Source organism: Neptunicella sp., from assembly GCF_048268085.1.
Classification (GTDB): Bacteria; Pseudomonadota; Gammaproteobacteria; order Enterobacterales; family Alteromonadaceae; genus Neptunicella.
Map to the genome: position 1 here is coordinate 170,574 of NZ_JBLWWF010000001.1, position 23,903 is coordinate 194,476.

Consider the following 23,903-nt stretch of genomic DNA (forward strand, 5'->3'; position numbering starts at 1 on the left):
CCGTTTAATAAGCTTATTTTATTTGTGAAAGCTAGAGTCAAAAGCTTCCAATATCATTCGTCTAACTCCGGCACTGCCCATGGCATCCATTTTTCTGCACTGGTATCAAATTCCCCATCGGTTTTTAATACGCTGGTGTCCGCGTTTTTATCATCCAGTAAAAAGCGACTGAGATAGGCATTGAGTTCGGGTAACTGGGCGTCGGGGTATTGGCAGTGTTTGTGTCCACCTAACTGGGATACCCCCATATTTTGCGGTACGCCTAGTGCTTGCCAGATGCTGTGGGCGACTTTGGCGGTTAAAAAGCTGCTGGCATTGCCTAGCCATTCCATTGAGGTGTTTTCGATTACCAATAATCCGCGCGGGGCGATTAATCCCATTAGCTGGTGATGATCTACCGGGATTTTATTGGTCTGGCCGCTGAACTGTTTAAAGTTGTCACGAAACCAGACGTTTTCGGTAACGATCTGTTTTTGGGTTTGCACATTTTGTCCTGCGGCTTGTTGGGCATCAGAAATACGCCAGCTAGCGGAACCACCGGAGCCGGATTCCTGGGCTATGGTTAGCGAAATACGTTCATCAAAGGCACCTGCCACAATCGCGCCTTTGCCGTTACGGGAGCAGCCGGTCACGCCAATATGCTTGGCATCAATTTGAGTTTGGCCTGATTCTGCTAATACATCGATAATGCGGCTGATGCCCCAGCTCCAAGCGATCATGGCGCTGGCTGAATTGTCGCTACCATAAAGTTGATAAAACTTGCCTTTACCTCGCGATCCGGTGTCTTTTTGCTCGCCTAGTTCGTTATTATTAAACTCAATGACGGCAATACCGGCGTTATCCAGCGCTGCTTTATTTAAACAATACCAGCCAATTGAAATCATCACCGGATAAGGCGCTTGCCCGTGGGTGGGGTAATGCACTTTGGCAGTGAATTCGATATTTTGCTGTAAATGACTGGCCTTGACGCTGAGTAGTTCGCCTTCTAACGAACCGCTGACTTTTTGTGGTTTAGGCGGTTTTTCACCCAATTCATATTGTTCGAACAAGGCGCGGGTATGGGCGCGAACACAAGGCCATTGGTCTATGTGACTGATGGGTTGACCATTGGCTTGTAAAAAAGGGTCGGGCAATTCAGTAATTTCGGGCAACTGTTCAACCGGTTTAAAGCGGGATAGCTCACATTGGTGAATCGAGGTTTCGGTCAATGCTGTGGGATTGATTGTTGCTGCATGAATAGCTAAAGCCAGATTGGTGCTGGCAAAAACAATTAAACCATTTAATAGTCGAGTAAAAATGTGCAGATAACGCATAACAAAATCCCCAAGTTCCAGTACCGTCTAGTGTGCTTGGATAAGCCGCTTCAGCCTATGGCAAATTCTGGTTTTGCAGTTGTTATATTTTTGTGAATGGAACAAATAAAAAGAGTCAAATTAGGGGCTATTGCTCTTTCATCTTTACCACTATTTCTGATACACATCACCATGATGAGCTAATTCGGTTAAATAGACTCTCAAATCAAACTCCAATTGATGGTAATCCGCTAGCATATGGGTGCAAAGTTGATAAAACGCTTTGTTATGCTGCTTTTGTTTAAAGTGGGCTAATTCGTGCACGACTATCATGTTTAAAAACGCTTCGGGAGTGCGTTTGAATAAATCACTGATACGCATCTCATTTTTACTTTTTAATTTATTTCCTTGAATGCGTGTTGCGTAGGTATGTAAGCCTAAGGCGTTGTTGATAACGTGAATTTTTTTATCGAATAGGACTTTGCTAAGCGGCGCTGCATTTTTCATATAACGATTTTTAAGTGTTAACACATATTCACGTAAATCATTGTCATTAGCGATGTTATGGGTGTCTGGATATTTATTGCGTAAATACTCTCCTAGCTTATTTTGCGCTAATAAACGGCTGATTTGTTGTTGTAGCTCGGGTGAATAAGCCGACAGATAAGTTAAGGATGACACGAAACCGTTTTACACCATGCAGAATAAAAGATGTTTTATTGTACGTTAACAGAGCTGCGTTTAGGGGCAGAATTATTTACACTACAGCCACTTTTTATTTCTCAATCTTCAAAATTGAGACAAGTCGTTATTCAAGTGAGTCGTAATGGAAGTTTTGCAGTCTTTTTTATGGCAATTAACTCGTTGGATGCAGCCGTATTATGGAGAAATCGCCTTAACCATTCTCGCTACCGTGCTGGTGGTGTATGGTGATGTGTTAAATAAACATATCAAGCGGATGTTAAGTCCTTATCATTTTATTATCCGTACCATTGTATTTGTGCTGGTGTGCGCCTTTGGTTATGGATTGTTGATGGTGTTTACCACGCCGCTGGTGAAACAAATTTTGCTGATGATCCCCGGCTTATACCGGGGAGTCATTATTGTTGGCGTGTTTTTGTTATTGGGCTATTTGGCTGAACATCGGCGCTATATTTAGTCTTAATGCGTTAGCCAGTGACGAAGGATGACTTTTAAAAATCCATCACCGCGTGAAATGCAGATTTAGGCTGATGATTGACATCAAATAACATCGGGAAGTCCGCACGACCCGAGTCAAACTCCGATAACCAAGTATCGTCATCGGCAATGCCCCAGAAGGTCACACTGCTAATGGCATCGCGGTTGCGACGTAACATGGCAAACAAATCGGCGTAGCGTTGCGCCTGTTTTTGATCCAGTTCGGCAGGGATGCTATCGGCAGTATAAAAATCACTTTTCTGATACTTGTTCCCGCCAATATACAGCGATACATCCAGTTCGGTAATTTGCACCTCCAGCCCTAACGAAGCATACATCTGAATGGCTTTTTCCAGATTGTCGATACTCTGGTGGTAAGACTGGTGCTCAGGATTGGACGAGGGAATAGTATTGATATGTGCCTGTAATCCTACGCCGTGAACGGGGACACCGTCATCCAGTAACTCTTTCACTAGCTGATAAATAGCCTGCTGGCGGGCTGGAATGTAATTGTAGTAGTCGTTATAAAACAGTTTGGCTTGTGGATCGGCGGCGTGGGCATAACGAAATGCCGCGGCGATATAGTCTTTACCCACTGCGCCGTACCAGTAACTTTTTTGATTGTCGGCTTCTTCTTTATCGGTACGTAAGCTACCGTCATCCATAATTGCTTCATTGACCACGTCCCAGTAATCAACTGTACCTTTAAAATGACCGACGACATTGTCGATATGGTTTTTCATGATGGCTAATACTTCATCTTTGCTGCGCAGCTCGCCTTCATCATTAAAAAATACCCAGTCTGGGGTTTGCCGGTGCCAAACCAACGCATGACCACGCACCGCCATGTCGTTGCTTTTGGCAAAGGCTAACATCTTGTCGGCAATCTCATAGCTGAAATGATTTTGTGTTGGCTCCACGGATTCAAACTTCATCTCATTTTCAGTGGTCATACTGTTGAAGTGGGTTTTGAGCAACTCTGCATGAGTGATATACGAGCCTTGATCGGCAGCCGCGCCAATTAAAAAGTAATCGGCGTATTTATCACTCAAGCTTTGTTGTTTTGTTTGCTGAGTTATTTCCTGTTGAACACTCGCCAGCGCAGCGGTTGGATTGGTTGGACTATCGTTATTGGCCGGAGTACAGCCGATGGTAGCCAGTGCTGCTGCACAAATTATTGGAGTAAGTAATTTATTTCGCATGATATTTCCTATTTTTAAAGGGAGCGTAGTTAAATTCACTGTGCTAAAAATCCTTCTGCTTTAACTTGCCATTGGCCGTTATCCGGAAATCCCAGTGTTGGCTGGTTGGTATTGGTGGTCGCCATCCGTGCCACCGCTGCCAGTAAGGCTCCGTTGGCAGGTAGATAAACTGGCAACCCGACTTTTTTCTGTGGGCAATGACCGTTAACCATATAATGGTTGTTGTGGGCATCCATCAATAAGGCATCTATAGCCGTTTGTGGTTGATTTAGTTTGCTGGCGGTCATGGCAATCATTGGATAATCCCAGCCCCAGATCCGCGTTTCGAAATCCCAGCTATGCATCACCGCATCCAACGTATTGCGCATGGTAGTGAGATTAACCCTGTCGTCGGCTAACAAGCCCCAAGTCGCTAACATCGCCGGGTGATCGTTACGGCTATCGATATTATCAAAGGTGTCCGGTATGGTTTCTATCGCCACATATTTGCCGTCTTTTTGCGGTAAATCGGCCAATTTATCGATTTGATTTTGCCACAACGGATTAGGTTGTTGTCCCATACGTTGCCGCCATTGTTGCGCCGTTTGCAATGCAGTACGCCAGTAAGCTAGTTCAAATGACGGGTTTTTGGATTCGGTTACATCATAGTGTTCTTGCGCAATCCAGATGGGCGGATTGAGTGAATAACGCTGTTCAGCTTGTTCCCACATCAGCATCGACGACAAGCCTTGGGCGGTTTCATCCACTAACTGAGCGTAACGTTGCAGAATTTTTGGGGAGGGTTGACCTTGATAAATCAGCTCGGCCAAATCTATCGGTTGGGGTTGATTCCAAATAATTAACGGATTGCCGCCGGGGCTTTCTCGCCCATCTGGCCCCACCATTTTCGACCAGCGCGCACCTTGTAATCCTCGCTGTTTGGCGGTCTGTTTGGCTACGTCGATATGTGCTACATACCAATCGAGTACGTTTTCAGTTGGTTGCGGACGGCTCCATAGCGCCCAATGTGCCGTGTGCCACCAGCTCATTTCGGTATGAAATTTTCCATACCAAGAACTACTAGTTAGTCCGGTTTCCTGTGCCGGAATGGAGGCTCGTTCTTGTACCGCCATTAAATATTGACTAAGCACGATACGGCGTTCCAGCTCTTTGGCTTGTGGCGCAGTGCTACCGCTAAAATCAATTGCAGCACCACTGTTCCAGAATGTTTGCCAAGCCTGTTTGGCTGAATCCGCCACTTGGGAAAAGTTATTGTTATCCAGCAGCGTTTCTTTTGATTGGCTAAATTGCACGGTTAATGAAAAAGCTTGATTAGATGAAGCATTTTCTAACAATTGCAACTGGAATTGGTGGTCTTTCAATTGACTGAGCTTGGCCTTACCTTGCCATTGTAGTTTGACCCAGTGCTGTTCATCGTCAATCTGACGGTAGAACAGGGCTGAATGGTGATCACTTTGTTTGAGTTGGGTGGTGTGTTGTGAATCATCCTCCCAATCCAGCGCCGGGGTATTTTTTACCGCTAAATCATAGCCACGCGGAAAAGCCAGTTTGATACTCAGTTGTTGCTTGGTGATTAAATCCGACTGTAGTTTAAACGCCAGCGTATCGGACTCGTTGGCGGCAATGGTTTCCACCTGTACCGCAGTGGAATCCAATTGATATTGACTGCTTAATCGCCCTTGCCATAGATCCAATGATTGCCGAATGTTTGATAATTGCTCAGCCTGCAAAGCTTGGCCTTTATAGTTGAGAGAGATACGCGTTAACGGTAAATCATGGGGATTTTGGCGTAACCACTGACCGGCCGCCGAGTCCATATTGGTGGGAAAATCCACTTTTTTACCGTAAGCATCATAGCTTTTAGCCGCATCTTGTAATTTGTAGTTTGCAGGGTTTGGCCGACTGTGCCACGCCCAACGGGCTTTGGTTTCAAGCGGGGTCCCCTGGTTAAAATAGCTAGTCGCTAAGCTCTGAAAGCCGGTCACATCTGCCGTAAAAGCAAATTGACCGTTACCCACAGTAAAAGGTGATTGTAGATCAATCTGGTTGAGTTGTGGGTTATGGCGGTTGACTAGCGCGTGGCGATCTATCTTATGGTCGCTTTTACTGTTACTCCCGCAGCCCGACAAAATGATTAGCGAGGTCACAACGATTAAGCTGCCTTGTTTAAGGTACTTCATTATTATTCCTGTTTATTGATTGATGTTTGCTTATTAGTCCATTCTGAACCAGTCAAAATCGGCATAACCGCCGCTTTTATTAATACTGGGACTTAGTGCAAATAGACCGACTTTGGCACCAATCCATACACCCGCGGTGGCTTGTAGCGGCTCACCCAGTGCAGTAAATTTTTTACCGTCGCGGCTGTAATAAAACTGATATTCACCGCCTTGTTTAACGTCAACTTTGAAATAGTAGTCATACTGTTCTGATGCCGATGGTTCGGCAGCTATTGAAGCCATTTCAACGGTGGCATCGTCATACTGTTCATAGTGGCCTTTAAACGCGCCTAGTCGCACTCCGTCGTTAGTTTGATAGAGGGCTATATAGCCCCATTTTTGACCATTAACTACAAGGCCACTTTTGTCGTTAAGTTGTTTTGGATGGAAACTGATCTTGGTGGTCGCGCTAAAACTGGGTGAAGAAAACTTCTGCAACAGCTGATTACCGACAAAACGCAAATTACCAAATTGGGTTAAGTTCTGTTCTGCGTATAATCTAAGGTGACCGGGATTGGCCAGATTGAGTGAATACCAGTTTGGTTGCGGATTGGCATGCCATTGCCATTGCAAGCCCAGTTTATCCTGATTGAATTCGTCCGAAGTCTGCGGGACAGTGACCGGATAGGTTTGACCTACGTCGGGCTTTTTCCATCTAGCCACAGGCTCACCAATACCATCGTTATTTTGATCCTTCCCCATTTGTGGCCAGCCATCATGCCAAGTCATGGGTTGCAGATGCGGGATACGCCCGAACAGGCCGCGATCCTGAAAGTGCATAAACCACCATTCACCGGATTTGAGCTGTACAACGCCGCCTTGATGGGGGCCGTTAATCTCGGTGTTACCTTTATGCAATATGATTTTACTTTCGTAAGGACCATAAATATTTTTGGAGCGTAATACCGCCTGCCAGCCGACTTTTACCCCACCGGCCGGTGCAAAAATATAATAGTAACCATCCTTTTTAAGCACTTTTGGGCCTTCGATCACCGGTTGTGTGTCGAGATCTTTAAAGATGACTTGGCCGTCATCTAGCAGACGTTTACCATCGGCACTCATTTGGTGGATATATAAAATGTCTGCTCTCACCTTGCCGCGGATCAGGTAGGCTTTTCCATCATCATCCCAAAAAGGGGTGGGATCTTCCCACAGCTCGACACTGGCCATTTGTTCCAGTTGCCAAGGGCCAGCCGGATCTTTAGCGGTGGCAACAAACAAGCCGCTATGGGGTGTGCAAAAATACACATAAAACTGACCATTATGGTAGCGAATGGTTGGAGCCCAAGAGCCGTTGCCATGAGAAGGCTTGTCAAACTTTTCCAGTGGAAGTTGGTTGTAAACGTGGCCAATGATGGTCCAGTTAATCATGTCTTTGGAATGCAATATCGGAATGCCGGGCATGACATTAAAACTGGAAGACACCATATAAAAATCATCTCCTACCCGGATCATATCCGGATCAGAATAATCAGCATATAGAACCGGATTCTGGTACTGGCCATTTTTAAGGTCTGATTGCCATGTATCGGCGAATACGCGCTGCAATGGAACGACCAATAACAAAAGTAATAAATAACGTTTTATCTGCATAATTTTTTTACCCATAGCGTTTTTAATAATGGTGATTTGCAAAGACATTGAGACTATTCGAGCGATTTTGAGTGAATCGCAGGCAAAATGTTACGAAGTTGTTGCAATTTCAGTCATGAAATCTCTTTATCCGTTAATGTTTTTTCACACAGCCGAATTTCCCACTTCAAGCTGAATGCCTTGCTACCGGTGGCAGGGTAGCCAATTAAAGGATCTAATGTCAAATTTTCGTTAATAAAGTGTAATGATTGGTATTGACCTAAAATGTCTTATTGTATATTTTTTGTGAACTAATTTGATTGAATGTGATTAATTTTGGATCGCGTGAATTCAATAGTTAGGCAGCGTTATTAGATGACATAACTGCATTTACTTTAAATCTTTAGGGTGTTTGGGAAGCCATCCTATGGATACTTGGAGAACATAACAAATGAAAAAACAAACAGCATCTAAATTCCACTCAGGTAGCTTGTCCTTGCTCGCGATGGCGGTGGGGATGGCATTGATCCCCGGTGTGTCTCAGGCTCAGCAACAGCAAAAAGCTCAAGATGAAGCGGTCGAAACAATTGCGGTGACAGGTAGTCGTCTGGCACCTCGTGGTATGGACTCACCGACACCCGTTAATGTGGTGGGTGAAGAAGAATTTGTGTTGTCCGGCACACAAAATGTTGATGAATTACTGCTTGATACGCCACAATTTTCAGGTAATCAACTAGAAGGGCCTAAATCGAATACGGTTCAAGCGGGATCTCCGATAGGGGTATCAACCCTTAATCTGCGTAACTTTGGTGCTAACCGTAACTTGGTGTTGGTAAACGGCCGGCGTTTTGCGATTACCGGCCCATCAATGACAACGGATATTAATACCATTCCCGCAGCATTAATCCAGCGTACTGAAATTGTGACGGGCGGTTCTTCCGCCGTATATGGTTCTGATGCTATTACCGGTGTGGTTAACTTTGTGATGAAGGATGATTTTGACGGCGTTGAGCTAAATTTACAAAGCTCTTGGGATCAGCCTTCAAGTTCACCGACTTATAGTGTTGATCTTACCTTTGGTGGTAATTTTGATGAGGGCAAAGGCAATATTACCGCATCATTAGGTTATTTAAATCGTAAAGGTTTTACCACCAATCAAATTGCAGATATTGCCTTTCCTGGCCTATCTGATGGGTGTGTTACGGCCGATTCATGGAGCAACTCAAGCGCGGGAACGCCTCTAGATACTGGCGGACAAAGTTGTCAAGCTGCGGGCGGACGTCTTGGTTTTGTGACCGGTGGTTCATCCAGTGTCCCTAATGGACGTATTGGTAATCTGCCGACTGTGGGGTCAACAGGTGATCCAGAAATGGATGCCGCGTTAATTGCCGCTGGCTTGCAAAATATGACAGGACTGGGTGCTATTTTTGATCAGCAAGGTAATGCTGTCAGACCTTTTATCAGCCCTGATGACCGTTTTGATTTTAACGACAACTCTTTTGTACTTGCTCCGCAAGAACGTTGGATGGGTAATGTCTTCGCCAATTATGATTTAAATGAGGACACCCAAGCCTATTTGGAATTACATTACAGCGGTAATGTGACCAGTGTGCAAATTGCACCGCCTAATGTGGGTGAAAACTTCTTGTTTGATGTTGATAACCCCTATTTAAGTCCTGAGATGCAGAATATTCTGGCTTTGCTTGATGCTCGTGAAACCGGCACGACGACCGTTAATCCGGGTAATTTGAGTATGTCGACTGAGCCAAATGACGGTTTGGCACTATTGAATTATGGCCGTCGTTTCAACGATTTGGGCGGACGTTATGCCGAGGCTGACCACAATGTTTTTCGTACTGTAGTCGGTGTTAATGGTTTACTGCCTAATGTATCGAGCGATGTTTTATATGATTTGTCTTATGACGTTTATTACAGTTATGCCAAAACATCGGAAACGGATCTGCAAACCGGCTCTGTGTCCAGAAGTGCTGTACAACGGTCTTTGTTATCACAAAATGGTAATGCGCCACTACTCAATCTTTTTGGTAATGGTAATATCAGTGAGGAAGCTGCTGAGGCCATTGCCATTGGTGCGGTATCTAAAATTGATGCCGAACAAGAGGTGGCAGTTGTCAGCTTAATGGGTGTTGCGTTTGATATGCCTGCAGGGCCAGTTGATTTTGCAGTTGGACTGGAATGGCGCGATGCCTCTGGTTCTTATACACCTGATTCTTATCTTGCATCTGGTGATGTGTCAGGGTGGAACTCGGCTAAAGCCACCAGTGGAAGCCAGTCTGTTTCTGAAGTGTTTGGTGAGTTTCGCATTCCTCTTCTTGCTGAGTTACCGGGTATCGAGAAGCTAAATTTGAATGCGGCATTTCGTTATTCGGATTATGACGTAGGCAGTGATGATGGCGTATGGACCTACTCAAGTGGTCTGGAATGGGCGGTGAATTCTGATTTATCCTTCCGTGGTCAGTTCCAGCACGCAATCCGTGCACCGAATATCGGCGAGTTGTTTGGTGGACAAGGTTCCGATGGACCTACTGCTATTGATCCCTGTTCTGCTGGTCAGCCTGCTTCAGGGCAAACTCAAGCGGTTAGAGATCTTTGTGTCGCAACCGGTGTTCCGGCTGGAGCCGTTTTTACCGTTGGTGTTCAGACCTCTCCATTTTTAACCCAGATTCGAGGAGGGAATCCTGAATTAAACCCAGAGGAATCAGATACCACCACGTTAGGAGTGATTTACCAACCTAGCCAAATTAAAGGGTTGGCGTTAGCGATAGATTATTTCAATATTGAGCTACAGGATGCGATTGCCCCGTTGGGAGGTGGTGGATTGCAGAACGTTTTGGACTTGTGTTACAGCACATTACAAGATGCTAATAGTGTTTATTGCCAAGCCATTAACCGTGATAGTACCGGTCAAATAGCAGCACCGAAATACGTTTATACGACCAATGCTAATATAGGTGGTATTAAAACCTCGGGCATTGATATTAATGCTAACTATACATTTGATGTTGATTGGGGTCTGTTTGATGGCGGTAGTAATTTTAGTGTGAACACGTCGTGGACCTATACCGATGAATTTACAGTGACTCCCATTCAGGACTTACCTGATATCACTAATGAATGTGTGGGCGCTTTTGGTAATACTTGTGGGCAACCTTTGCCTGAGTGGAAGGGGACGTCCCGAATTACTTGGCAAAATGGACCTGCGCTGGTGTCATTGCGGATGCGTTATCTAGGAGAAGTAACGACGGATAATATTGTTTTACCAGAAACAAGAGGTGAATCAGCACCATCTGCTGACTCGTTTGTTCATCCAACTATTGATTCCTATGCTTACTTTGACCTGACAGGCGGCTATGAGGTATCGGAAGATACCAACATCACTGTTGGTATGCGTAATATGTTTGACAAAAAAGCGCCAATTATGGGCAGTTTGACCCTTGGTGGGGCTAATACAATTCCATCAACCTATGATGTACAAGGCCGTACTCTATTTGTTGGAATCAATACGCACTTTTAATCGTGTTTGAAATATTGGGAGGTGTAGCTGTGATGGTTACACCTTTTTTATTGCTTGTTTTCACGTTCTTTAATAGGACGATATGTTTATTCAAAAAACGGGTTAAGAGGGCATTATTGTGAGTTTTACATTATCCCGCCGGAATTTTATCTGGTTAAGTCTGATGACCAGCGCTTGCACTGTTATGCCGTGGGAAAACAGACAAGGTGCAGGAAAAAGCGCCGATGCCTGGCAGAGAGCTAGTCGAATTCTAGACTCATTGGTACCGCCGAAGATCCCTGATAACCAGTTTAACGTGCTGGATTACGGAGCGATGGCCGATGGTCAAACCAAAAATACGGAGGCGTTTGCCAAGGCTATTGATGCCTGTTACGCCGCTGGGGGCGGCACAGTGGTGGTACCGGAAGGACGCTATCTGACTGGTGCGATTCATCTTCGTTCTAATATCGAATTGCACATTCAATCCGGCGCGGTGATTTTATTCAGTACTGATCCGGCTGATTATCCGCTGGTATTAAGTCGTTATGAAGGCGTGGAGGTTTATAACTATTCGCCGTTAATTTATGCCCGAGATGCGCAAAACGTGGCGGTTACCGGTAAAGGCAAGTTACATGGTCAGGCCGCCGATGAAAATTGGTGGTCGTGGTGTGGCTCGTCCAAATTTGGTTGGCAGCAAGGGATGCCAAGACAAACAGAAGATCGTGATCTGTTGTTTCAAATGGCTGAAGCCGGTGTGCCGGTTGAGCAGCGACTCTTTGGTCAAGGGCATTATTTGCGGCCTAGTCTGATGGAGTTTTATCAGTGTGACAATGTGCTGGTTGAAGGACTGCATATACAGGATTCTCCCTTCTGGAATATTCACCCGGTATTGTGCCGAAATGTAATTGTGCGTGATGTTGATGTCTCAGGGCATGGTCCGAACAATGACGGCTGCAATCCCGAATCTGTCGACGGTATGTTGATTGAACATTGCCGCTTTGATACCGGTGATGATTGTATTGCAATTAAATCCGGGCGAAATGCCGATGGTCGTCGTGTTGCGATGCCATCGCGCAACATTATTATTCGCCAGTGTCAGATGAAAGCGGGGCACGGTGGCGTGGTGATTGGCAGTGAAATTTCTGGCGGGGTGTATAACGTATTTGTAGAAAACTGCCAAATGGACAGCCCGGATCTGTGGTATGCGTTGCGTTTCAAGAATAATGCTATGCGCGGTGGACGGATTGAAGATATTTACGTACGCGATGTCAATGTAGGGCAGGTCACCTACGCCGCCATTACCTGTGATTTTAATTATGAAGAGGGCGCGAATGGTTCTTTTACGCCTGAGTTAAATAATCTGGTGGTGGAACGGTTGCATGTTAAAAATGCCGGTCGAGTCATTGACTCACAAGGCCTAATTAATGCCCCGATTAGAGGTATCTATTTAAGCGATTGTAGTTTTAATGGAGTCCACAAACCTAGTGTGATTACCCATACCCAAAACCTCGAACTGGATAGTATTCGGGTTAATGGTGAACCCGTATCTAGCTTGTAAGTGTTATTTATTTTCGATTTAAACAGTTATTGTCCGTCAAAGTATCTGATGTTTATGCATCAGATACTTTTGGGGTTTTATTGCACTATAAAATTCAAATATTTTTACCTGATATAGAATATAATTCCAACCTCTATAAGAAGTGAGGACGACCTCACCGCTCTAATGTCAATTGAGGACGGCCTCGTCACTTAATAGAGGTATACATGAATTGGTTTCTTTTGATTTTAGCGGGGCTATTCGAAATTATGTGGGCGGTAGGGCTAAAATATACCGAAGGCTTTAGCCGCCTATGGCCGAGCGTTGGCACTGTACTGGCGATGTTGGTTAGTTTTGCCCTGTTAGGCATTGCGATGAAATCTTTGCCTGTGGGCACCGCTTATGCGGTGTGGGTGGGTATCGGCATGGTCGGTACTGCGATATTAGGGATAGTGTTATTTGCCGAACCCGCCAATACATTGCGTTTATTCAGTTTATTGTTAATTGTCGCCGGTGTGATCGGATTGAAGCTAGCCACACCGGTTTAGTTGACGGATTCTCACAGCACCAATACCAACCTAAAAGTGCATACATATCGGTAGGTCGGGCTTTAGCCCGTCAAGTTCGTTATCTCTGCCCAAAACACGGCAGGGATGACGATGGGGGCATCGCAGGAATGAATATATTGCATTGCTCTTCGACTATTCGTGCCTCATGCTCAGGGCGAACGGCGATTGTAATTAAATAACACCGTATCCCTGTGGTTAAATGGTTTTTTGCGCACCCTGCGGCGTGGTTATGGTTTTGCTCGTTGCTCGAAGTTCATGACTTACCATTCGCTTTAACTTTTCACTCGTTGAACCGCGTCCAGCCAGCCGTTGTATAACTTATTACGTTGTTCGGCGCTCATGCTGGGAGAAAAAGACTGTTCACAATGCCACAGGGCAGAGAGTTGTTCGAAATCAAAAATACCGGCTTGTATTCCGGCTAAATAGGCTGCGCCCAGCGCTGTGGTTTCGGTAATTTGAGGCCGCTCCACTACCGCACCTAACATGTTGGATAAAAAATCCAGAAACCAGTCATTGTTCACCATGCCGCCATCTACCCGTAACGTGGTGGGACGCAGGCCGTCCAATTGCATGGCTTTTTGTAAGTCTTTGCTTTGATAGGCCACCGATTGCAATGCGGCTGAGGCGATATGTTCTTTTCGGCTATCGCGGGTTAAGCCTAAAATCGCGCCTCGCGCATCGGGATCCCAATGGGGGGCACCTAATCCGGTAAACGATGGCACTAAATACACGCCATGCTCTAAGGGCACTTGTTGAGCCATGTTGGCGGTTTCTTTAGCGCTAGGAATAAGCTGCATATTCTCCACTAGCCATTTAATAATCCCGCCAGCCATAAAAATACTGCCTTCGATGGCGTATGTGGTTTTGCCTTTAAGGCGATACGCCACGGTGGTTAATAACCTATTATTGGATTTTAACGCTTTATCGCCGGTGTTAAGCATCACAAAACCACCGGTGCCGTAGGTGCTTTTGGCCATTCCCTCACTAAAACAGGCATGGCCGAATAGCGCCGCTTGCTGATCGCCGGCCACACCAAGAATAGGAATGGCGGCACCCAGTATGCTTTGTTGGGTAATGCCAAACTCGTCGGCACTGTCCATGACTTCAGGCAGCATACTGGCAGGAATATCAAACAATGCTAACAGTTCATCGTCCCATTGCTGCTGATGAATATTAAATAACAAGGTACGTGAAGCATTAGTGGCATCGGTGCGATGTTGTTTGCCGCCAGTTAATTGCCAAATAAGGTAACTATCCACGGTGCCAAAAGCTAACTGTCCGGCTTCAGCCTGCTGACGGGCATTGGGTACATTGTCTAATATCCAGCGGATTTTAGTGGCGGAAAAATACGGATCAAGCAATAACCCGGTTTTGGCCTGTAATTGGGCTTCAGTCTCAGGTGTGGAAAGTTGCTGACAGTAATCGGCGGTACGTCGGTCTTGCCAAACAATGGCGCGATATATGGGTTTACCGGTCGTTTTATCCCAGACTAAGGTGGTTTCTCGTTGATTGGTTACGCCAATCGCTGCGATTTGTTCGGCGCTTACTTGCTGTTCAGCCATCACTTGCCGACAGGTGGCGAGTACCGATGAATAAATATCATCCGGTTCATGTTCTACCCAGCCGCTATGAGGGTAATATTGGCTAAAATCTTGCTGGGCAATGCCTTTTATTTGGCCTGTTTGATCAAACAAAATCGCGCGTGAGCTGGTGGTGCCCTGATCAATTGCCAGTATGTATTTTGTGGTCATAGCGGGTTGTCCTGATGTTCATCAATATATTCTTGTAATTTGGCTTGCCATTGATCGGCAAATAATATTTTGCATGCCTCCACCAAACCCGGTGCATTAATAATATCTTGATGAGGCACCACTAAAGATATTTTGCTGCGGCGGCGTAAAAAGTCAGATAACTTGGTTACCATCTCACGTTTGGCGGCATGTTCCACTTCTACCCGTAAATATTCGGCTTTTTTAATCAGTAACTCAGCCATGGATGGATTTTCACGAATTTGTTCCAGCATATTGATAGCATTACGGCCATAGCGCCGCCAAAATCGTTGGCTTAGTGGTTCTGATGAGGTGGCCGGGGTGAGTGCATCCAGCCCCATTAATGTTGCCCGATGATAAAACTCATTCTTAACCGAATCATCCGGTTCGCCATACCATTTGTGTGCGGCGTAAGGCAGCGTGATACCGCATTGCCTGATAAGGTCGGCAACTTCATTACCCACATTGATACAATCGGTGAGTTTGCCGCCAAAAATAGACAAGTAACCGGTGTTTTTGTTTATATCGATGGCATGTTTGCGGGACAGTTGCACCCAATCTGCTTTGCCTCCTGTACCATCGATGGCCAGAGGACGCACGCCGCAACGCTCAGCAATAATATCCTGATCCGTTAAGGGGTGAGCTAAGTCCAGTAGTTTATTAACGTTGCTTAATACAAAGGCGCGGTCTTGCGCGGTTACGTTCGATTCGGGTTTTTCTACTTGCGTATCGGTGGTACCAATGCAGGTTTTTGGCCCCATGGGGATCACAAAAAACAAGCGGCCATCGTCGGCAAAAAAAGTCAGCACTTTATTGTGTTCGGTCAGGCGATTAACAATAAGATGAATGCCTTTGGAAAACACATGATGATGTTGGGTGGGTTGCTGGTTAATCTGGTTAACCTTATCCACATAAGGGCCGGTGGCATTAATCATGGTTTTACTACGAATAGTAATCTGTTTACCGCTGATACGATCGTTAACTTGGCTTACCCATATACCATCCTGTTGCTCCGATTTAATCAGTTCCACATAGTTAGCCGCGATACAGCCATAACTCATGCTGGAACGGATAAAGTTGAATACAAAACGGGCATCATTGTCATACAGGTAGCTATCGGAATATTCAAAGCCGCCGCTGACGTTATCGGTATTAATCACCGGCTCTATTTTTTTTATCGCTTGTTTGGATAAATAGCGGGGCATACGGGTAAAAAAGCGCCCCATTACCCAATACAGTCCGGTGCCTAAAAATACCAGCCAAGGAGGGAAACGAAAACCGCGTTGAATGCTGGTTAAAAAACGAATTTCTTTAACAGTCGAAGGGTAACTACGCATTAAATGGTTGCGGCTTTTACATAGCTTGTATACCAGCCCATATTCGTGGCTTTCCAGATATTTAATCCCGCCCCAAGCCAAGTTAGACGAATTAGAACTGGTGGCGCCAGCAAAGTCGCCCTGATCAATTAATGCCACCCGTGCGCCTTTCGCAGCTAATGCAGCGGCAGAGACTGCGCCATTAATCCCGCCCCCAACGATGAACACATCAAAGGTTTCTTGTGGGAGTTTATCGATATTGCTTTGGCGTAATGTATTCATGGCGATGTTATCGGCTCACTTATTGGTGATGACTATCATTAACCTTTTATACAAGATAAACCAATCCCTAAATAAAAAGCCGCAACTGAAAATTCAATTGCGGCTTATTTATTCTCTTTACCTGCAGTCTTAAACAGGCTTTATTTTTTAGTGCAGTTACAGCTGTTCAATCGTCTGTTTTTGCTCGTTGAGTTTATCGATTTGTAACTGGAATTCGTCCAGCTTAGCGCGTTCTTTGGCAATCACGGCCTCGGGCGCTTTACTGACAAATTTTTCATTACTGAGCTTGCCTTGGGTACGGCCAAAGTCGGCTTGGATTTTTTCCAGTGCCTTGTTGATCCGCGCTAGTTCGGCATCTTTATCGATTAAACCGGCCATGGGGATCATCACTTCCATCTCACCCACAATAGCGGTGGCAGAGGCGGGGCCTTTTTCACCGGCTGGCAACAACTCGATATTCTCCAGTCGCGCTAAACGCGACAGAAACACATCGGTGATTTTTAACCGGCGTAGGTCTTGCTCTCCGGCATTTTTTAGTAATACCGACAGCGGTTTACTGGGCGCAATATCCATTTCACCACGAATATTCCGTACCCCCACAATGACTTGCTTCAACCATTCAATATCCGCTACCACTTGTTCATCGGTTAAACTGGCATCTTGTGCAGGGAAGGTTTGCAGCATAATGCTTTGCTCACCTTCAATACCGGCCAGTGGTGCCACTCGTTGCCAGATTTCTTCGGTAATGAACGGCATCACCGGATGCAACAGGCGTAACAGATTTTCCAGTACATTGACCAGAGTATGACGAGTACCGCGTTTTTGCGCATCGCTGCTGTTGTCTGAATTGAGTACCGGCTTGGATAGTTCTAAATACCAGTCACAGAATTGGTTCCAGGTAAATTCATATACCGCTTGGGCGGCAATATCGAAACGATAATCTTTAAGCGCGGCTTCAAAAGCGCTCAGGGTTTGCTGGAAACGCGCCCAGATCCAGCGATCAGCCAGACTCAGTTCCAGTTCACCACCACTTGCACCGTTATCCTGATCTTCGGTATTCATCAGCACAAAGCGCGAGGCATTCCACAGCTTATTACAGAAGTTGCGATAACCTTCGACCCGGCCCATATCAAAATTAATATCCCGACTGGTAGACGCCATAGCGGTAAAGGTAAAACGCAGTGCATCGGTGCCGTAAGCGGCAATCCCATCGGGGAATTGCTCACGGGTACGTTTGGCAATTTTTTCGGCCAACTGGGGCTGCATCATACCGGCGGTACGTTTTTCCAGTAGCGCATCCAGTTTGATGCCGTCAATCAAATCGATGGGATCGAGTACGTTACCCTTGGACTTGGACATTTTATTGCCCTGTTCGTCGCGGATAAGGCCAGTGATATAAATCTCTTTAAACGGGATTTGGCCGGTGAATTTTTTAGTCATCATAATCATTCTGGCCACCCAGAAGAAGATAATGTCAAAACCGGTGACTAACACAGAGGACGGCACAAAGGTGTCTAATTCGGGCGTTTGTTTTGGCCAGCCCATAGTGGCGAAGGGCCACAAGGCAGAGGAGAACCAGGTGTCCAGTACATCTTCGTCCTGACGCAATACGACTGAATCATCTAGTTTATGTTTGGCACGAATTTCCGCTTCATCACGGCCAACGTAGATGTTTTCATTTTGATCAAACCAAGCTGGTATACGGTGCCCCCACCATAACTGACGGGAGATACACCAATCCTGAATGTTATTCATCCACTGGTAATAGGTTTTATTCCAGTTTTCCGGTACGAATTTAATCTCGCCGCTTTCAACTGCTTCAATGGCCGGTTTAGCCAGCGATTCCACCGCCACATACCATTGATTGGTTAGGTAAGGTTCGATCACTGCGCCGGTGCGATCGCCACGGGGCACTTTGAGTTTGTGTGCATCGATTTTAACCAATAAGCCGGCGGCTTGCAGATCGTCGACGATTTGTTTACGGGCATCGAAACGATCCAGACCACGATATTGCTCCGGTGCTTGATCGTTAATTTTGGCATCGTTGGTGAGAATGTTGATCATCTCAAGGTCGTGACGCTTACCCATTTCATAATCGTTAAAATCATGAGCCGGAGTGATTTTGACGCAACCGGTACCAAAGTCTTGCTCTACGTAATCATCGGCAATAATTGGAATTAAGCGGCCAGTTAGTGGCAGTTTAATTTGCTTGCCAATAAAAGCTTGGTAACGCTCATCATCGGGATGCACTGCCACGGCGGTATCACCCAGCATGGTTTCTGGGCGCGTGGTGGCGACGATTAGCTCACCGCTGCCATCGGCCAGCGGATAACGCATGTGCCACATGTGGCCGTCTTCTTCTTCATTCAGTACTTCTAAATCCGATACGGCGGTGTGCAATACCGGATCCCAGTTAACTAGCCGTTTGCCTCGATAAATCAGCCCTTCTTCATGCAAGCGGATAAACACTTCCTGTACCGCTTCAGACAAATTATCGTCCATGGTGAAAACTTCACGCTCCCAGTCGGGCGAGGTACCCAAACGGCGCATTTGTGAGGTAATGGTGCCGCCTGATTCTTCTTTCCATTGCCAGATTTTGTCGATGAAGGCTTCACGGCCCAGATCATGACGGGTTTTACCTTGGGCATTGAGTTTACGTTCAACCACCATTTGGGTGGCAATACCGGCGTGATCGGTACCCACTTGCCATAAGGTATTATCGCCTTTCATGCGGTGATAGCGGGTCAGGGTGTCCATTATGGTTTGTTGGAAGCCGTGGCCCATGTGCAAGCTGCCGGTTACATTGGGAGGCGGTAATAAAATGCAGTAAGGATCGCCTTTACCGCTGGCTTTAAAATAGCCTTTTTGTTCCCAGTCTTGATAACGGGTTTGTTCGATATTTTGTGGATTAAACGTCTTATCCATTGTGTGTCTCGTTGTTGATGGTGGCAGGCGCGGTACTTAGTTGATGACCGGCGGCACGGTAATGTTTGTATCTTTCACGGGCTTGTTGTTTCAGATTGTCATCGGCTGGCACAAAATCATAGATCTGCCGGAAGCGTTCAGGCTGAGTGGGCATCTGGTTACTTAAATTGATTAACACCGAACGATTGCTGATGTTATTCAACTGCCAGACTATCTCTACCGGCGATCCGCCATTGGGGCCTTCGCCACTAAGATTATGTGGCACAAAAGCGTCGGTTGGCCGTTGCCAAAGTAATTCATCAAAGGCTTCGGCTTGAGCCTGATCTTCAGCTAACACCACACAGCGTTGCCGTTGACGAAAGCAATCGGTGGCCAATTGACAAGCCAGCGCAAAGTGCGCTGGCTGCTGGTCTATCTGTTGCTGTTCAAGCAAATGAAATAAGATATTAGCCACTAGTCTTCCGTTGGTACGCCTGAACGATTAATTAAAAACTGGGTGAGCATCGGAACGGGGCGGCCGGTAGAACCTTTGTTTTTACCACCACTTACCCAAGCGGTACCAGCAATGTCCAAATGTGCCCAGTTGTATTTCTTGGTAAAGCGCGACAAGAAGCACGCCGCGGTAATAGTACCGGCCGGACGGCCTCCCAAGTTACTGAAATCGGCAAATGGACTTTCCAGTTGATCCTGATACTCATCCCATAATGGCAAGCGCCACGCTTTATCACTACTTTGCTCAGAGGCATTCATAATTTCATGAGCCAAAGGATTGTGAGTACTCATTAATCCGCTGGCATGCTTACCTAAAGCAATAACGCACGCTCCGGTGAGGGTGGCAACGTCAATAACCGCATCCGGGTTATAACGCTCGACATAGGTCAGGGCATCACATAATACCAAGCGGCCTTCGGCATCGGTATTGAGTACTTCAACCGTTTGGCCTGACATGGTAGTGAGAATATCACCGGGACGATACGCTTTGGCATCCGGCATATTTTCACAACCAGCCAATACCCCAATGACATTAATGGGCAAATTCAACGCAGCAATGGCATGCATGGTTCCCAAAACCCCTGCGGCACCGCCCATATCGTATTTCATTTCATCCATGGAATCAGAGGGCTTAATGGAAATACCGCCAGAGTCAAAGGTTAGTCCTTTGCCTACCAGTACAATGGGGGCCTGGCTTTCATTGCCCCCTTTGTGGTGAATAATCGTCATTATGGATTCGTTATCCGAACCCCGACCGACCGCCAAATAGGAATTCATGCCCAACTCGGCCATCTGTGCTTCACCTACCGATTCGACGCTAATCGACGGACATTGCTCGGCTAACTGATTTGCTAATTGCAGCAAATAAGCCGGGTTACAAATATTGGGTGGCATATTGGCCACATCTTTACAGGCCTTAACACCTGCGGCCACGGCCAGACCATGTTCAATAGCACGTTCGCCAAAAGGGAGTTCGCGACGAGTGGGGACATTAAATACCAGTTTGCGTAATGGGCGACGTTGATCGGACTTTTTACTTTTTAACTGATCAAAGCTGTAGAGTGAATCCTGAGTCGTTTCTACCGCTTGGCGGACTTTCCAGTATGTATCACGGCCTTTTACATGTAATTCGGTTAGGAAGCACACGGCTTCCATCGAACCTGTTTCATTTAGGTTACTGATGGTTTTGGCGACAATTTGCTTGTACTGGCGTTCATCCAGTTCCCGTTCCTTACCACAACCGACTAACAGTACTCGTTCACTGAGAATATTGGGTAAATGATGTAGTAGTAACATTTGGCCGGCTTTACCTTCCAAATCACCTCGACGGATCAGGTTACTAATGTATCCACCGCTAATTTCGTCTAGCTGCTCGGCAACGGGCGTCAGGCGACGGGGTTCAAATACACCGACTACTATACAGGCACTACGTTGTTTTTCCGGACTGCCACTTTTGACACTGAATTCCATGGCCTTGTCTGCTCCCCTTGAAGTTCGCTGGTTAAAGCTGTAATTTTCAATTAATAATCGTTAAAATGACTTTAATTATACGCTTCTGCGAAAATAAACTTGTGAAAACACTAAGTTTACTTAAAATTTCACAGCATTCCACTAAAAAACCCACTTTCCTTAGGTTGCGATATTGCTGATATTTAGATATTTACTGACCGAAACGATGAAATCGCAAGCTGCGGTTTTTATGGTTTTAATGGCAATCTTCATTACCCAAAAATTTGTCCGTGTGCTGGCAGATGCCACCAATGGCGACATTCCGGCTGGGTTGATTATGGGATTTTTGTCTTTACAGCTACCTTTTTTGGCTCCTCTAATTTTACCACTGAGTTTATTTTTAGGCATTATGCTTGCCCATGGTCGCTTGTACGCCGACAGTGAAATGTCAGTGATGCGAGCCTGCGGGATCAGCGAGTGGTATGTTACCAGAGTGATGTTGACCCTTGGTTTGGTCATGGCACTAATAACGGCATTACTGACAATGTGGTTAGCACCTGCTGCGATGGAAAGAGAGTATCAATTGGAAGAACAGGTGGGGGCGGAATCCGGGCTCACAACCTTAATGCCGGGACGTTTTCAGGAGACCGCCAATGAACAGGCGGTGATGTTTGTGCATGATATTGGCACTGAGGATAACCAACTTGAAGGGGTTTTTGTTGCCCAGCATAAAACCAAACCCGACGATAAGTCGGTACATATTGTTTATGCCAAAGTCGGCAATGTGAACGAAGAAGCCGATGGTTCCCAACAGCTGATTTTGGGCCAAGGGATCCAATATGAGGGCAATCGAGGTCAGCGCGATTATCAGGTGGTTAAATTTGATCAATATCAGGTTGAAATCGCTGAACAGCAGGCGGAGCAAAAACGTCGAAAATTAACCGCTTATCCTACCGAGCAACTATTGGCCGATGATTCTTTGGATGCCACCGCTGAATGGCAATGGCGTATCGCGGTGCCCTTGTCTATTCCGTTCTTGATTTTGATTGCGGTGCCACTGAGTTCAATTGATCCGCGCCAGGGACGCTTTGGTAAAATGTTTCCCGCCCTGATGCTGTATTTAGGCTATTTTCTGCTGTTAATGGCAGGTCGAAAAGTGTTGGAAGACGGAAAAGTGCCGCCAGCGGTTGGACTGTGGTGGGTGCACGGCGTTGTGTTGTTTATTGGGATGGTATTGCTGATACGAGGGCGCTCAGTTGGCGTGAAGATACGTGCGTTAATTAAGGGGCAACGGATATGATTAAGATACTGGATCTCTATCTGGCTCGCACCTTGATTGGCACGACCTTTATTAATTTACTGATATTGGTGGGGTTAAGCAGTCTATTAAAGTTTGTTGACCAGCTCAAACACATCGGCCGTGGTAGCTACGATATGATGGCAGCCGGTATCTATGTGTTGTTGAGTATGCCCCGCGAAATAGAGCAGTTCTTTCCGATGGCGACCTTGTTAGGTGGATTGATTGGATTGGGAATTCTGGCCAGTAATAGTGAATTAGTGGTGATGCAGGCGGCGGGATTAAGTCGCAGTAATATTATTGTGTCGGCCATGAAAACCGCATTATTAATGGTGATCTTTGTCATGGCCTTGGGGGAGTGGGTGGCTCCCATAACCGAAACCAAAGCTAAAGAAATTCGTACTCAGGCGATTTCGGGCGGTAGCCTGTTCTCAGGTGACCAGCTTGTGTGGGCGAAAGACGGTGATAACTTTGTCAGTATTGGCGATGTCATCAGTAAAGATGAACTGTCCGATATTACTATTTATCAATTTTCTCCTGAGCTTAATCTGGAACAAATTACCAATGCACGTAAAGCCACATTTATGGGATCGAGCTGGCGTTTAGCGGATGTGTCATACACCTATTTTACTGAACCGCAAATTCGCACAGATAAAGCCGCCCAGACACGCTGGCAATCCTCGTTGACCCCCGATAAATTAGGGGTAGTGACGATTACGCCCGAGGCACTATCTATTCGTGGATTACAAGATTATGTGACCTATCTGCGTTCAAATAGTCAGGATGCCAATCGTTACGAATTGGCGTTGTGGCGTAAAATTTTGCAGCCGTTGTCCATTGCGGTGATGTTATTGATGGCCCTGTCATTTATATTTGGCCCACTACGCAGTGTGACCATGGGGGCGCGTGTGATTATGGGGGTGTTAACCGGATTTGGTTTTTTTATTGCCAATGAGATTTTTGGTCCGTTGAGTATGGTGTATCAATTCCCTCCTATAGTCGGTGCGGCATTACCCAGTTTGGTATTTGCGACTTTTGCGATATATCAGATACGGCGCTAGCTAGTCTTCTCTTCAATATTGCGGTGGATCTACTGCCGCATAATCAGTCAGGTTTGCAGTACCTGGCAAATATGTTTTGCTTCAGCCAAATAAGTAATCCACTTGTTTTACAGCGCATAGATAAAAAGTAAGTTTATTTGTTATAAATTTATATCTTAGAATTACCCATATAATTCAAGTGGTTAGTTAAAGGTTCACTTTGTTGATTAAAGTAGGCCGGTGCAGTTT

At 45.9% G+C, this 23,903-nt stretch carries 16 protein-coding genes; 6 read left to right on the top strand and 10 right to left on the bottom strand.

Annotation, left to right across the window (positions count from 1 at the left end; genetic code table 11):
• Positions 1-53: 53 nt before the first annotated feature.
• On the bottom strand, positions 54-1,313 hold the full coding sequence (locus ACTD55_RS00785; RefSeq protein ID WP_438862392.1) for a glucuronyl esterase domain-containing protein: 1,260 nt from the start codon (positions 1,311-1,313) through the stop codon (positions 54-56).
• A gap of 150 nt (positions 1,314-1,463) precedes the next feature.
• The gene (locus tag ACTD55_RS00790) at positions 1,464-1,973 is read right to left on the bottom strand and encodes a YgjP-like metallopeptidase domain-containing protein (RefSeq protein ID WP_438862393.1); all 510 of its coding nucleotides are present in this window, start codon (positions 1,971-1,973) and stop codon (positions 1,464-1,466) included.
• Between the two features lie 145 nt (positions 1,974-2,118).
• Between ACTD55_RS00790 and ACTD55_RS00795 the strand changes: the two genes are divergently transcribed.
• Entirely contained in the window at positions 2,119-2,451 is a 333-nt protein-coding gene (locus ACTD55_RS00795; protein WP_438862394.1) for a DUF3392 domain-containing protein, read from the top strand.
• A gap of 34 nt (positions 2,452-2,485) precedes the next feature.
• On the opposite strand, the gene ACTD55_RS00800 is transcribed toward ACTD55_RS00795, so the two are convergent.
• The 3 genes from ACTD55_RS00800 to ACTD55_RS00810 are packed head-to-tail and all read right to left on the bottom strand — an operon-like array spanning position 2,486 to position 7,533.
• Positions 2,486-3,673: an endo-1,4-beta-xylanase gene (locus ACTD55_RS00800; RefSeq protein WP_438862395.1), complete on the bottom strand. Its 1,188-nt coding sequence runs from the start codon at positions 3,671-3,673 to the stop codon at positions 2,486-2,488.
• Between the two features lie 35 nt (positions 3,674-3,708).
• On the bottom strand, positions 3,709-5,853 hold the full coding sequence (locus ACTD55_RS00805) for a hypothetical protein (RefSeq protein ID WP_438862396.1): 2,145 nt from the start codon (positions 5,851-5,853) through the stop codon (positions 3,709-3,711).
• A 33-nt stretch (positions 5,854-5,886) separates the two neighbouring features.
• Entirely contained in the window at positions 5,887-7,533 is a 1,647-nt protein-coding gene (locus ACTD55_RS00810; RefSeq protein ID WP_438862397.1) for a glycoside hydrolase family 43 protein, read from the bottom strand.
• A 382-nt stretch (positions 7,534-7,915) separates the two neighbouring features.
• Between ACTD55_RS00810 and ACTD55_RS00815 the strand changes: the two genes are divergently transcribed.
• The 3 genes from ACTD55_RS00815 (at position 7,916) to sugE (ending at position 13,063) form a co-directional block, all read left to right on the top strand.
• A complete protein-coding gene (locus ACTD55_RS00815; RefSeq protein WP_438862398.1) occupies positions 7,916-10,999 on the top strand; it encodes a TonB-dependent receptor domain-containing protein in 3,084 nt (1,027 codons plus the stop codon).
• Positions 11,000-11,117: 118 nt separating this feature from the next.
• Positions 11,118-12,536: a glycoside hydrolase family 28 protein gene (locus ACTD55_RS00820; protein WP_438862399.1), complete on the top strand. Its 1,419-nt coding sequence runs from the start codon at positions 11,118-11,120 to the stop codon at positions 12,534-12,536.
• 206 nt (positions 12,537-12,742) lie between these two features.
• Positions 12,743-13,063 carry a quaternary ammonium compound efflux SMR transporter SugE gene (gene sugE, locus ACTD55_RS00825; RefSeq protein ID WP_438862400.1) on the top strand — a complete coding sequence of 107 codons (321 nt, stop codon included), beginning with the start codon at positions 12,743-12,745 and terminating at the stop codon, positions 13,061-13,063.
• A gap of 293 nt (positions 13,064-13,356) precedes the next feature.
• Here the strand turns inward: sugE and glpK are convergent, their stop codons facing one another.
• The 5 genes from glpK to pepA form a co-directional block, all read right to left on the bottom strand.
• Complete coding sequence (gene glpK, locus ACTD55_RS00830) at positions 13,357-14,835, bottom strand: glycerol kinase GlpK (RefSeq protein ID WP_438862401.1); 1,479 nt, start codon at positions 14,833-14,835, stop codon at positions 13,357-13,359.
• The gene (locus ACTD55_RS00835; RefSeq protein ID WP_438862402.1) at positions 14,832-16,451 is read right to left on the bottom strand and encodes a glycerol-3-phosphate dehydrogenase/oxidase; all 1,620 of its coding nucleotides are present in this window, start codon (positions 16,449-16,451) and stop codon (positions 14,832-14,834) included. Before ACTD55_RS00835 ends, glpK begins: the two co-directional genes overlap by 4 nt.
• Before the next feature lie 156 nt (positions 16,452-16,607).
• Positions 16,608-19,376: a valine--tRNA ligase gene (locus ACTD55_RS00840; protein ID WP_438862403.1), complete on the bottom strand. Its 2,769-nt coding sequence runs from the start codon at positions 19,374-19,376 to the stop codon at positions 16,608-16,610.
• Positions 19,369-19,830 (bottom strand): DNA polymerase III subunit chi, encoded by a 462-nt coding sequence (locus ACTD55_RS00845; RefSeq protein ID WP_438862404.1) that lies wholly within the window; start codon positions 19,828-19,830, stop codon positions 19,369-19,371. The genes ACTD55_RS00840 and ACTD55_RS00845 overlap by 8 nt, the downstream gene beginning before the upstream one ends.
• Positions 19,830-21,338, bottom strand: coding sequence for a leucyl aminopeptidase (gene pepA / locus ACTD55_RS00850; RefSeq protein WP_438862405.1), 1,509 nt, complete (start codon positions 21,336-21,338; stop codon positions 19,830-19,832). The genes ACTD55_RS00845 and pepA overlap by 1 nt, the downstream gene beginning before the upstream one ends.
• 172 nt (positions 21,339-21,510) lie before the next feature.
• On the opposite strand from pepA, the gene lptF reads away from it, so the two are divergent.
• Both lptF and lptG read left to right on the top strand, forming a co-directional pair.
• The gene (gene lptF, locus ACTD55_RS00855) at positions 21,511-22,617 is read left to right on the top strand and encodes an LPS export ABC transporter permease LptF (protein WP_438862406.1); all 1,107 of its coding nucleotides are present in this window, start codon (positions 21,511-21,513) and stop codon (positions 22,615-22,617) included.
• Positions 22,614-23,675 (top strand): LPS export ABC transporter permease LptG, encoded by a 1,062-nt coding sequence (gene lptG, locus ACTD55_RS00860; RefSeq protein ID WP_438862407.1) that lies wholly within the window; start codon positions 22,614-22,616, stop codon positions 23,673-23,675. The genes lptF and lptG overlap by 4 nt, the downstream gene beginning before the upstream one ends.
• The last annotated feature ends 228 nt before the right edge of the window (positions 23,676-23,903 follow it).